This is a genomic window from Bradyrhizobium sp. PUT101 (genome assembly GCF_052043945.1).
Classification (GTDB): domain Bacteria; phylum Pseudomonadota; class Alphaproteobacteria; order Rhizobiales; family Xanthobacteraceae; genus Bradyrhizobium.
In genome coordinates, this window is the sequence record NZ_CP197207.1 from 6842943 (window position 1) to 6855246 (window position 12304).

The following is a 12304-nucleotide window of genomic DNA, read 5'->3' on the forward strand; positions in this document are numbered from 1 at the left end:
GGGCGCCCTCGGCTTAACGGCCGATGGGCGCCTTTTTCATTTTGGAACGAGTGATGGCGCGGACGACATATCGGATCGGTGTAATGCTCTCGACGACGGGGTCCTATAGCGTCGTCGCGCGGTCGATGCTGAACGGGGCGCTGCTCGCCTTTCGCGAGATCAACGCGAGCGGTGGCGATATTGCGCTTGAACCGGTGGTCGTGAATCCGTCCGGCGACCTCGCGAGCTACCGCTCGCTGAGTCTCGAGCTTCTCGGCTCCGGCGTCCGGCATGTGGTCGGCTGCTACACCTCGTCGAGCCGCAAGGAGGTGATCCCGTGCTTCGAGAAGCTCGACGGACTGCTGTGGTATCCGTCTCACTACGAGGGATTCGAGAGTTCCGATAACGTCATCTACACCGGCGCAGCGCCGAACCAGCACGTGCTGCCACTCGTCGACTACCTGGCATCCCGCCTCGGTTCGCGCGCCTTCTGCGTCGGCTCGAACTACATCTGGGCCTGGGAAAACAATCGCATCTTCCGAGAGGCATTGACTGCGCGCGGTGGCACCGTGCTCGCCGAACGGTATCTCTCCGTCGGCGATACCGAGGTCGATCAGGTGATCGCGGCGATCATCGACCAGCGTCCCGACTTCGTCTTCAACAATCTGATCGGCACCAGCGCTTACGCGTTCTTCCGGGCGTTCCGGGCCGCCTGCCGCGCGCGCGGCATCGATCAGGCCGCGGAAATCCCGGTCGCGAGTTGCACGCTGTCGGAGCCCGAATTGCCGGAGATCGGCCCGGATGCGATCGATGGACATCTGTCCTCCAGTGTCTATTTTTCTTCGCTGAACTCGGCGGAAAACGGCGCCTTCATTCGCGCCTACACCACGTCCTTTCCGGATGGACCGGTCTCGTCGGCGGACGCCGAAGCGTCCTACATCGCCGTCAAGCTGCTCGGAGCGGCCTTGTCGCAGGCCGGCACCGACGACGCCCGCACGGTACGCGCCGCCGTGGCAGACCAGCGACTGCACGCGCCGCAAGGCGAGGTCCGCATCGACCGCCAGACCTTCCACGCCTGGCTCACGCCTCGGATCGGCCGGTCGACCGCCAGCGGGCAGTTCGAAGTGCTGCTGGAATCCCGCGAGCCGATCGCGCCGGATCCCTATCTCGTTCAGTCGTCGCCGCGCTTTGCCAGCGCAATGCGCTCTCCACATTTGAAGGTGGTGCAATCATGAGCTCCCGACTGCTGCAGAACTTCAAGGGCGGCCGTGCCATCGTCGTCACCAGGCGAGGAGGGTGGGAGAGCGCGCTCGAAACGACGCTGGCCAAGCTCGGCGTTTCCACGGAGTACCCGGAAATCGTCGACGGTCGCGCTCAGATCGATGTTGCGAGTCTGCAGGCCGACCGTGACATCCTGTTCATCGACGGCGATCTCGAAGGCGCAGTGGCGATCGAGGTCAATCCTGCCTCGCGATTGCCGCCGGCGCCGGTGATCGGCCTCGTTGGCGTCGAGGCGCCGAGCCGGCTCAAGGCGCTGGTCAATCTGGGCGCGACCTCGTTCCTGCGCAAGCCGGTGCATGGCGGCGCGGTCTACACGTCCCTGTTCATGGGCATCAACCAGTTCCTGTTGCGCGCCGAGATGTATGAGCGCCTGCAAGGTCTCGAGGAGCGCCGCCGCGGCCGCCGCGCGGTGATCCGGGCCGTCATCCTGCTGATGCGGCAGGAGGACCTCGACGAGGAAGGTGCCTATTCCCAGCTCCGCCGCGAGAGCATGCGCGCGCGGCAGAACATGGAACTCTATTGCGAGGAGTTTCTGAGCAAGCGGGCGAAGCCGCCCGACACGTCCAGCCGCACGACCGGCATTGCGCTGCAAGGCGGCAACAAGCAGGCCATCTAGGAGAAGCAAAATGAGCAAGTCTGTATTGCGGGGGCTGCGCGCCGCAGCCCTCACGGGGACGCTTGTCCTCGGATCACCCCTTGGATCACACTTGGCGCTCGCGGCGGAAAACCCGATCAAGCTCGGCGTGCTGGAGGATCAGTCCGGCGATTTCGCCGCGGCCACGATCGGCAAGGTTCACGCCATCCAGCTCGCCGCCGACGAGATCAACAAGGCCGGCGGCATCATGGGCAGGCCGCTGGAGCTCGTCGCTTACGACACGCAATCCGACAACACCCGCTACCAGGAGTTCATGCGGCGCGTGCTCCAGCGCGACAAGGTCGACGTCGTGTTCGCGGGCTTCTCTTCGGCCTCGCGCGAGGCGTACCGTCCGATCGTCGACCAGTTCAACGGTTTTGCCTTCTACAACAACCAGTATGAAGGCGGCGTCTGCGACGGCCACATGATCGTGACGGGCGCCGTGCCCGAGCAGCAGTTCTCGACGCTCATCCCCTACATGATGGAGAAGTACGGCAAGAACGTCTACACGCTCGCAGCCGACTACAATTTCGGCCAGATCTCGGCGGAGTGGGTCCGCAAGATCGTCAAGGAGAACGGCGGCAAGATGGCCGGCGAGGAGTTCATCCCGCTCGGCGTATCGCAATTCTCGCAGAGCATCCAGAACATCCAGAAGGCCAAGCCGGACTTCGTGGTCACGCTGCTGGTCGGCACCGCGCAGGCTTCCTATTATGAGCAGGCGGCCTCCGCCAACGTCAACCTGCCGATGGCCTCCTCGGTCAATGTCGGGCAGGGCTACGAGCACAAGCGCTTCAAGCCGCCGAGCCTGAAGGACATGTACGTCACCACCAACTACATCGAGGAGATCGACTCGCCCAAGAGCAAGGCGTTCTACGCCAAGTTCAAGGCCAAGTTCCCGAGCGAGCCTTATGTGAACCAGGAGGCGGAGAACTCCTATCTCGCCGTCTATCTCTACAAGCAGATGGTGGAGCGCGCGAAGTCGACCAAGCGCGAGGAGATCCGCAAGGTGATCGCGGCGGGCGACGTCTGCATGGACGCGCCGGAGGGCAAGGTCTGCATCGACCCGAAGAGCCAGCACATGTCGCACACGATCTATCTCGCGAAGGTCGGTGCCGATCACTCGATCTCCTTCCCCAAGGTCTGGGAGGACATCAAGCCGTACTGGCTGGGCGATGCCGGCTGCGATCTCACCAAGAAGGATCCGATGGCTCAGTACACGCCCTCGAATCCTCCGCCGAAGCCCTGACCGGCGGCAGGTCGCCCCGGCCTTCGCGGCTGGCCGGGGCGATCACGGACATCTGTGGCGGCACTGCCGCATCCTCGCACTTCTTGGTTGATACATGGACATTGCGACCCACGTCTTCTCGGCGCTCTATCAATTCGGCGACGCCTTCGCATTCCTGGTGCTCTCGGCCTGCGGGCTCGCGGTGATCTTCGGCATGATGGGCGTGATCAATCTTGCCCATGGCGAGTTCATCATGTGCGGCGCCTACGTCACTGCCGCGACCGTGCATGCCGGCCTGCCGTTGCCGCTGGGGATACTCGCCGGCACGCTCGTGTCGGCGCTGGTCGGCGTCGTCGTGGAGCTCGCGGTCATTCGTCATCTGTACGACCGGCCGCTCGATACCATCGTCGCCACCTGGGGGCTGAGCCTGATCGCTACGCAGGGCACGCTGATCATGGTCGGATCGACCATGGCAGGCGTCGGCACGCCGTTCGGCAGTTTCCAGGTCGGCGACTACTCCTATTCGATCTATCGCATCGTGCTGTTCTGTGCCGCACTCGGCGTGCTCGCCGCGCTCTATGCGCTGTTCAACTGGACCCGCTTCGGCGTGCTGGCGCGCGCCACCATCCAGGTGCCGCATATGGCGGCGGCGCTCGGCGTCGATACGCGCCTGGTCTACAGCCTCACCTTTGCCTGCGGGGCAGGGCTCGCCGGTCTTGCCGGCGGTCTCTACGCGCCGACCATGACGCTGGTGCCGACCATGGGCGCGACCTTCATCATGGAGGCCTTCGTCACCGTCGTGATCGGCGGCGCCGACGTCTTCCTCGGTACGGCACCGGCCGGCGGCGTGCTCGCGGTGGTGAAGTCGGTGATGACGTCCTGGCAGGGACAGCTGTTCGGCCAGATCGGCCTCCTGGTCGCCGTCATCATCGTCGTCCGGGTGTTGCCGAAAGGCATTTCCGGCTTCGTGCTGCGCGAGCGCACCTGACGGAGTGATGGCGTCGTGACCGGTCTCCTCGCAATGTTTCGCCGCCTCGAAGGCCCGCAGACCGTCGGTCGCGGTCCGGCCTTCTGGGGCCTCTTCGCCCTCGTGCTCGCCGTCGCGCTCGCCTATCCGCTGTTCAGCGACGGCTACACGGTCGGCAACACCGTCTACTTCTTCGTCTGGGTCTTCATCGCGCTCAGCCTGTGCGTGATCTGGGGCTATGGCGGCTCGCTCTCCTTCGGCCAGACCGCCTTCTTCGGGATCGCGGGCTATGGCTATGGCATCCTCACCATCAATTTCGGCTCCGCCTACGGCTTCACGCTGCTGGCGCTGGTGATTGCGGTGGCGATCGCTGCGCTATTTGCGGTGTTGCTCGGCTATTTCATGTTCTTCGGCCGCATCGCCGGCGTGTTCCTCGGCATCGTCACGCTCGCAGTGACCCTGATGCTGGAACGCTTCATGGCACAGACTGCGGGGCCGGAATGGCACATCGGAGCTGCGCGGCTCAACGGCTTCAACGGCATGAGCGCGATGCCGCCGCTGACCATCCCCTGGCCGGGGGAGCCGATCGTGCTGTTCGCCGACATCGGGCTCTACTACCTCGTGCTCGGCCTCCTCGTCTTCGTCTATCTGGCCTTGCGCATCCTGATGAACTCGTCTTTCGGCAACGTCATCGTCGCGATCCGTGAGAACCCCGAGAGAGCGGAGATGCTGGGTTACGACATACGCAAGTACCAGCTCATCACCTTCGTCATCGGCGCCGCGCTCGCGGGAATCTCGGGTGTGCTCTACACGGTGTGGGGGCAGTACATCACGCCGTCGAGCATGGGCATGACGGCCGCGGCGCTGCCGCTGATCTGGGTCGCAGTCGGCGGTCGCAGCGACCTGACGTCGACCGTGATCGGCACGCTGGTGGTGCTCGCCGCGTTCCAGGCGCTCACCATCTATGGCAGCCAGTACGCGCTGGTCTTCATGGGCGTGCTGCTGGTGCTCACGGTCCTAATCGCCCCGAACGGTCTCGTGCTCGGGGTGATGAACTGGCTCGGCCGCATCGCCGCCCGCTTCACGCAGAGGGCCGGCTGATGTCGCTGCTCGAACTGCGTCAGTTGAACAAGCATTTCGGTGGTCTGCACGTCACCAATTCCGTGGATCTCACGCTGCAAGCTGGCGAGATCCATTGCCTGATCGGCCCGAACGGTGCCGGCAAAAGTACGCTGTTTCGCCTGATCCTCGGCGAGCATCATCCTGGCAGCGGCGACATTCTCTTCGCCGGAGAGAACATCACTGCGCTGAAATCCTTTGCGCGGATTCACCGCGGCCTCTCGGTCAAGTTCCAGGTGCCCGGCGTCTTCAAGGGCCTGTCGGTCCGCCAGAATCTCGAGATCGCCCTGCAGAGCCGGCATCGCGGGGCAGAGCTCGAAGCGGAGATCGGCCGGCTGCTGGCCTTCCTCGGGCTGGAATCGGAGCAGGCGCAGATCGCCGGCAATCTCAGCCATGGCCAGAAGCAATGGCTCGAGATCGGCATGGCGGTCAGCCTGAAGCCGCGCCTTCTGCTGCTGGACGAGCCCACCGCCGGCATGTCGCCCGAGGAAACCCACATGACCGGCGAGATGGTGCAGCGGCTCAATGCCGGCGGCATGACGGTGCTGGCGATCGAGCACGACATGGCCTTCGTGCGGCAGGTCGCGCACCGCGTCACCGTGCTGCATCTCGGGCAGGTCTTCGCGCAGGGCTCGATCGACGAGATCGTGGCCGACGAACGCGTGGCGGCGATCTATCTGGGGCAGGCCCATGCTTGATGTGCCGCGCAAGGAAGTCATCCTGTCGACGCTGGGCCTGCGCGCCGGCTATGGCGGCAAACCGGTGCTCCAGGGGCTCGAGATCGAGGTGCGGGAAGGGGAGATCGTCGCCGTCATCGGTCGTAACGGCGTCGGCAAGTCCACGCTGATGAAGAGCCTGATCGGGCTCGTGCCGGTCATGGACGGCTCGATCGTCTATCGCGGCGAGGCGGTGGAGTCTCTTCCCGCGCACAAGCGGGCGCGCCTCGGCATGGGCTATGTGCCGCAGGGGCGCGACGTGTTTCCGCGGCTGACCGTCGGCGAGAACGTCGCGGTCGGCGCAGCGATCAAGGGCGGCGGCATTCCCGACGCGGGCCGGCGCAAGATCGTCGAAGCCTTTCCGATCCTCGAGGAGCGTTGGCATCAACGCGCCGGCACCATGTCCGGCGGCCAGCAGCAGCAACTCGCGATCGGACGGGTCCTGATCGCCGACCCGAACCTCATCCTGCTCGACGAGCCCTCGGAGGGCATCCAGCCCAACATCGTCCAGGACATCGCGCGCAACATGGTCGAGCTCAACCGCAGGACCGGGGTGACCATCATCCTGGTCGAGCAGAATCTCGACATGATCCGCGCCATGGCGCAGCGCTGCTACGTCATGGACAAGGGACGCATCGTCGCGAACCTCGATCGCGCGGCGCTCGACGACGCGGCCGAGATGCGCCGTCACCTTGCGGTTTGAAGACCTAGGCCAACGACAGAAGGAGAAAAGCAAATGTCCTGGCAGAAAGACTCCATCATGGCCCGCAAGGGCGTCGCCAAGGGCGAGCGCGGCACCGAGTACACGATTACGGAAAGCGAGCAGGGCAAGTACCACTATGTCTACGGCCCCTATGTGAAGCCGGTGCTGACGGTCGATCCGGGCGCGGTGGTGGCCGCCGAAACGCATGACGCGTTCGAGGGCGCCATCAAGAAGGAGACCGACAGCCCGTCGAAGATTCTCAACTTCCCGTTTCTCAATCCGCAGAACGGGCCGATCCACGTCAACGGCGCCGAGAAAGGCGACACGCTCGCGGTCTATATCGAGAGCATCGTGCCGCGCGGGCCGCAGCCGCGTGGTACCACGGTGATCATGCCGGAATTCGGTGGCCTGGTCAGTACGGGCAACACAGCGCTGCTCAATCCGGCGCTGCCCGAGCGGGTCAAGAAGCTGGAGATCGACGCCAAGACCGGCACCAAATGGAACGACAAGATCACGCTGCCCTATGAGCCTTTCATCGGCACCATCGGCACATCGCCGGAGATCGAGGCGATCTCGTCGCTGGTCCCGGATTACTATGGCGGCAACATGGATCTGCCCGACATCAGCGTCGGCGCCATCATCTATCTGCCCGTCAACACCAAGGGCGCGTTGCTCTATCTCGGCGACTGCCATGCGGCGCAGGGCGACGGCGAGCTCTGCGGCGTCGCCATCGAGCATCCGACCGTGACCACGGTGCAGGTCGACCTGATCAAGGGGTGGACCATCGCCTGGCCGCGGCTGGAGACCAGGGACTTCATCATGACGATCGGCTCGGCGCGTCCGATGGAAGATGCAGCTCGCATCGCCTATCGCGAGCTTTGCCGCTGGATGGCGACGGACTACGGTTTCGACGAGATCGATGCCTACATGCTGCTGACCCAGGCCGGCCGGGTGCGTCTCGGCAACATGGTCGATCCGAAGTATACGCTCGGCGCCTCCATCAAGAAGTCGTATCTCGGTTGAGGCCAGCCAGCTCATGTCCATCGTACACAAGGTCGCCACCGTCCAATTCGAGCCGATCATGTTCGAGAAGGAGCGCAACATCGCGCGCTTGCTCGAACTCTGTGAGCAGGCGGCGGCGGCCGGCGCGAAGCTCATCGTCACGCCGGAAATGGGAACCACGGGGTATTGCTGGTTCGACCGTGCCGAGGTTCGGCCCTTTGTCGAAAGAATTCCGGGGCCGACCACCGACCGGTTTGTAGCGCTGGCACGCAAGTATGACTGCTACATCGTGGTCGGCATGCCCGAAGTCGACGAGGACGACATTTACTTCAACACGGCCGTGCTCGTCGGGCCCGATGGCATCGTCGGCCGCCATCGCAAGACGCATCCCTATATCTCCGAACCGAAATGGGCGGCGGCGGGCGACCTGCACAACCAGGTTTTCGACACGCCGATCGGACGGATCGCGCTCCTCATATGCATGGACATCCATTTCGTGGAGACCGCGCGGCTGATGGCGCTGGGGGGCGCGGACGTCATTTGCCATATCTCCAACTGGCTCGCGGAGCGAACGCCGGCGCCTTACTGGATCAGCCGTGCCTTCGAGAACGGCTGCTACGTGATCGAGAGCAACCGCTGGGGTCTCGAGCGCACCGTCCAGTTCAGCGGCGGAAGCTGTGTGATCGCGCCGGATGGCCAGGTGATCACGGTTCTCGACAAGGGCGACGGGTTCGCGCTTGCCGAGATCGATCTCGATGTCGCGCGAGCACGCCGCGTGCTGGGCGAACCTGTCTTCCTTCAACGCCGGCCCGAGCTTTATCCGGAGCTGCTCACCGACACCTTCAGCTGGAATCCGCGCGATTTCTTCGGCCTTTATGGCCACGAGCCCTGGCCTGAAGGCGTGCGCTCGCGCATTGGCGTGGCCCAATTCGCACCCAGCGACAGTATTGCGCGAAATCTCGAGGCGATCGCGAACCTTGCGCGGCAGGCCAAGGCCGACGGCGCGGTGCTCGTCGTATTCCCGGAACTCGCGGTCACTGGCCTCGCAGATCCGGCGAGATCGGCGCAGCCGATACCGGGCCCCGCCACAGAGGACCTGCGCGCGCTCGCTGCGCAACTCCAGATCTACATCGTCTGTGGGATGGCCGAGCGCGCGGGCGATGCCGTCTATAACAGCGCCTGCCTGATCGCGCCGGATGGAAAGATCACGCTCTATCGCAAGACGCATTTGACCGAAGAGGAGCGGAGCTGGGCCACAGCGGGCGACGACTGGACCGTCGTCGACACGCCGATCGGACGAGTAGGCCTCCTGATCGGCCACGATGCTGCGTTTCCGGAAGCGGGGAGGGTCCTCGCACTTCGCGGCTGCGACATCATCGCATGCTGCGCGGCGGTCAAGGGACCCTTCGGTTCGCCACACCCGGGGACGTCCGTTCTGCAGCCGGCACCGATCCCGACCGGCGCCGATCCGCATCATTGGCATCACTTCCGGGTCCGCGCTGGCGAGAACAACGTATTCCTTGCGTTTGCCAATGTATTCGATCCCGAAGGCGGCTATCCCGGCCTGAGCGGCGTGTTCGGTCCCGATACGTTCGAATTCCCCCGCCGCGAAGCGATTGCAGCGGACGGCACGAGCCTTGCTACAGCTGTCGTCGACACCACCAATCTGGACAGCGTGTACCCGACCAACGTCGTGCGACGAAAGGACCTCGTTTCGATGCGAATGCCACACAGCTATCGAGGGTTGGTCAGGGCAATGGCAAATAACCACTGAACGTGTAAATCTACAGGGAAGAAAAGGAGCCGATCATGGATCTAGGACTTGCGGGCGCCAAGGTTCTCGTCACCGGCAGCACCAAGGGGATAGGCCGTGCGATCGCGGAGACCTTTGCCGCCGAGGGCGCAAATGTCGGCATCTGTGCGCGCAATCAGGCGGACGTCGATAGCACCGTTGCAGCGCTCAAGAGCAAAGGCGTCGCGGCCTTTGGCGCTGCGGTCGACGTGTCCGATGGTGCGGCACTCAAGGCCTGGGTGGTCGACATGGCGACCAAACTGGACGGAATCGACGTCGTCGTGGCCAATGTGAGCGCGCTCGCCATCGGGCAGGACGATGAAAGCTGGGCCAAGGAATTCTCGACCGACATGATGGGCACGGTCCGGCTGGTGAACGCGGCCATGCCTTATCTGGAGAAGAGCAGCGCCGGTGCGATCGTCGCCATCTCCAGCGTCTCCGGTCGCGAGGTCGATTTCGCGGCCGGCCCCTACGGCACCTTCAAAGCCGCCATCATCCACTACACGCAGGGTCTCGCCAATCAGCTCGCGCACAAGGGCATCCGCGCCAACACGGTCTCGCCGGGCAACACCTATTTCGAAGGCGGTGTCTGGAACACCATCAAGGACAACAATCCCGAGCTCTACAAGGCGGCGCTTGCGCTCAATCCCACGGGCCGGATGGGTACGCCGCAGGAGATGGCGAACGCCGTCGTATTTCTCGCAAGTGGCGCCGCCAGTTTCATCACAGGAACGAACCTCGTCGTCGACGGTGCCCTGACGCGCGGTGTGCAATTCTGAGGCGCGAGCGCTGAAACGCAAATCTGTCACCCGCGTCATAATTGACCGTGTGATCGCGCTGGGCCAGCGCGGCTGCTGCTGCCCGCATTGTGCAGGGCAGCGATCTCCCCGCGCGGATTTTCGGGCGCCCTTATTCGTGCCAGACAATCAGCTCGGTCCCGAATACGCAGAAGATGTCCCTTCTCTCACGGCGAGAACTGCTCGATACGGCGGCGCGGCTCACGGCGCTGGCCGCCTGGCCCGGCGCTGCGACCGCCGACGATTACCCCTCCCGCCCCGTCAAGCTGGTCATTCCCTATTCGGCGGGCGCTGCGGGTGATCAGATCGGCCGTCCTTGGGCCGACAGGGTCGCGCCGCTGCTCGGCCCGGTCTATGTCGAGAATATCGGCGGCGCCGGTGGTGCGATCGCCTCCGCCGCGGTGGCGCAGAGTGCTCCCGACGGCTACTCGCTTCTGCTCGGCAATGGCAGCACGAAGGTGACGATTCCTTTGTCCTCGGCGCAGCCTGCCTACGACACGATTCGCGATTTCCGCGCCATCTATCGGCTGATAACAAGCACGCTTGCATTCGCTGTTCATCCGTCCTTGCCGGTGAAGGACCTGCGGGAGCTGGCAGCTTTTGCGAAGGCGAATCCGGGCGGGCTTTCCTATGGCACTCCGGGGGTCGGCACCGGGAATCATCTCGTCGGAGAGATGTTCAGGCAGCAATCCGGTCTTGCGGCGGATTTGATCCACGTCCCTTACCGGGGCATGGCCGCCGCTACCAACGACCTCGTCAGTGGCCAGATCAACTCGGTCATTGCGGTGGTCTCGAGCCAGAACCTGCAATTGCACTTTGCGGGCAAGCTGCGGCTGATCGCCGTGACGAGCGTCCGGCGGCTGAGCGGTGCGCCGGAAGTTCCGACTGTCATCGAATCCGGCATGCCCGGCCTCAGATATGCCGGCTGGTTTGGCCTGTTTGCTCCAAAAGCAACCCCGGATGCGATCGTGGAGCGGATCGCTGCGGCGACCCGCACGGCGATGGCTGATCCTCGATTGCAGGAAGGCTATCGTTCGCAAGGTCTGGAGCCGGACATCGATTCAGACCCCGACAAATTTCAGCGTCTGGTCGAGGACGAGCTCGTCCGCCTGGCTCCCATCGTCAAGTCGATCGGGCTCAAGCGCGACTGAGCGCTTCTCAGAGTCGTACCGCGGACGTAGAAAACGCCTGAGCGACGGGCTCCTGGATTCGATTCAAGACTTCCATCCCCGCAATCGCGATGACCAGGGCCGCGACGCAGCCAAGCAAAAAAGCCTTCATCCTCAGCCTCCCTCGATTGGAACATCAAAGCCATCTATACGACACGGCGTGTCGCGAGCAAGCGGTCGATCGCGCCAAGGCATCCGCACCAAGGCATCTCCTATGGGCTCTTGAACACGGGATCGGCGGAAAACGCATTGTCCATCAAGCCAAGGGACTGAAGCCCGGCGCTGTTCAAATCGATTTCCAGGATTGCGAGCAGCAGCGCGAGCACGACGGCAACGAGGAAGAGGAATGGGGAGGCGTCTCGCGCGGCGGGATCTTGCAAGCCATCGAGGGCACCAAGAACGCGCAGCCGCGCAATCATCCGCTGAATCGGCCCCGTCCGCCCCTGCATGCGGTTTTCCCTGACGTGAGCAGCCAGAGTCTAGTGTCCGGGCTATCGGCATTCAAGCGGAGGATGCGCGAGTTGGGCTGTTGCGGTGCACGATTCGGAACGGAAGCAGGCCTTGCAAGTTTCTTGCAAGCTTAGTGAGCGCATCGGAGGACCCTGCGTGAAATTACCGAGAGCGATTTTGTGCTTCGCAGCACTTTGCCTTGTTGAAAGCGCCTGGGCCCAGCCCGCGCAAACCAACTCATCGGCGAGGCAAACCCCACCCGAAGACAAGGGCCAGGCACAGCCGCAAGGTTGGACAGGCCCAATCAATACAGGTTCGGGTGGTGCGCCGGCTGAAAGTCCCCAAGGCCAGAGTCCGCCTGGAATGCAGGCCGCTCCTGAGGGATCGTCCAAAACCACGACGGCGCCGCCCAAGTAGAACCGTCCCGGATATTCATTTCGGCCGCCTGTTCTGGCAATCTTGAGGGGCTG

General features: G+C 63.9%; 12 protein-coding genes. 11 read left to right on the top strand and 1 reads right to left on the bottom strand.

Annotated elements, in window-relative coordinates; translation table 11 throughout:
• The first annotated feature begins 53 nt into the window (after window positions 1-53).
• The 11 genes from ACSHT2_RS32580 to ACSHT2_RS32630 all read left to right on the top strand — a co-directional run bounded on the left by ACSHT2_RS32580 (window position 54) and on the right by ACSHT2_RS32630 (window position 11366).
• Complete coding sequence (locus tag ACSHT2_RS32580; RefSeq protein WP_440639069.1) at window positions 54-1214, top strand: transporter substrate-binding domain-containing protein; 1161 nt, start codon at window positions 54-56, stop codon at window positions 1212-1214.
• Complete coding sequence (locus ACSHT2_RS32585) at window positions 1211-1876, top strand: ANTAR domain-containing response regulator (RefSeq protein WP_440639071.1); 666 nt, start codon at window positions 1211-1213, stop codon at window positions 1874-1876. The genes ACSHT2_RS32580 and ACSHT2_RS32585 overlap by 4 nt, the downstream gene beginning before the upstream one ends.
• 10 nt (window positions 1877-1886) lie before the next feature.
• Complete coding sequence (locus tag ACSHT2_RS32590) at window positions 1887-3140, top strand: urea ABC transporter substrate-binding protein (RefSeq protein WP_440639073.1); 1254 nt, start codon at window positions 1887-1889, stop codon at window positions 3138-3140.
• Window positions 3141-3234: 94 nt separating this feature from the next.
• Window positions 3235-4107, top strand: a complete 873-nt coding sequence (locus tag ACSHT2_RS32595; protein ID WP_061883165.1) for an ABC transporter permease subunit — start codon at window positions 3235-3237, stop codon at window positions 4105-4107.
• 33 nt (window positions 4108-4140) lie between these two features.
• A complete protein-coding gene (locus ACSHT2_RS32600) occupies window positions 4141-5187 on the top strand; it encodes a branched-chain amino acid ABC transporter permease (RefSeq protein WP_440642977.1) in 1047 nt (348 codons plus the stop codon).
• A complete protein-coding gene (locus ACSHT2_RS32605) occupies window positions 5187-5903 on the top strand; it encodes an ABC transporter ATP-binding protein (protein WP_440639074.1) in 717 nt (238 codons plus the stop codon). Before ACSHT2_RS32600 ends, ACSHT2_RS32605 begins: the two co-directional genes overlap by 1 nt.
• The gene (locus tag ACSHT2_RS32610) at window positions 5896-6624 is read left to right on the top strand and encodes an ABC transporter ATP-binding protein (protein WP_440639076.1); all 729 of its coding nucleotides are present in this window, start codon (window positions 5896-5898) and stop codon (window positions 6622-6624) included. The genes ACSHT2_RS32605 and ACSHT2_RS32610 overlap by 8 nt, the downstream gene beginning before the upstream one ends.
• 33 nt (window positions 6625-6657) lie before the next feature.
• Entirely contained in the window at window positions 6658-7647 is a 990-nt protein-coding gene (locus ACSHT2_RS32615) for an acetamidase/formamidase family protein (protein WP_440639077.1), read from the top strand.
• A gap of 13 nt (window positions 7648-7660) precedes the next feature.
• Window positions 7661-9400: a nitrilase-related carbon-nitrogen hydrolase gene (locus ACSHT2_RS32620; RefSeq protein ID WP_440639079.1), complete on the top strand. Its 1740-nt coding sequence runs from the start codon at window positions 7661-7663 to the stop codon at window positions 9398-9400.
• A gap of 35 nt (window positions 9401-9435) precedes the next feature.
• The gene (locus ACSHT2_RS32625; RefSeq protein WP_440639080.1) at window positions 9436-10197 is read left to right on the top strand and encodes an SDR family NAD(P)-dependent oxidoreductase; all 762 of its coding nucleotides are present in this window, start codon (window positions 9436-9438) and stop codon (window positions 10195-10197) included.
• A 173-nt stretch (window positions 10198-10370) separates the two neighbouring features.
• Window positions 10371-11366 carry a Bug family tripartite tricarboxylate transporter substrate binding protein gene (locus ACSHT2_RS32630; RefSeq protein WP_440639081.1) on the top strand — a complete coding sequence of 332 codons (996 nt, stop codon included), beginning with the start codon at window positions 10371-10373 and terminating at the stop codon, window positions 11364-11366.
• Window positions 11367-11596: 230 nt separating this feature from the next.
• Here ACSHT2_RS32630 and ACSHT2_RS32635 read toward each other — a convergent pair whose 3' ends face one another.
• The gene (locus tag ACSHT2_RS32635; protein ID WP_440639083.1) at window positions 11597-11833 is read right to left on the bottom strand and encodes a hypothetical protein; all 237 of its coding nucleotides are present in this window, start codon (window positions 11831-11833) and stop codon (window positions 11597-11599) included.
• Window positions 11834-12304: the final 471 nt, after the last annotated feature.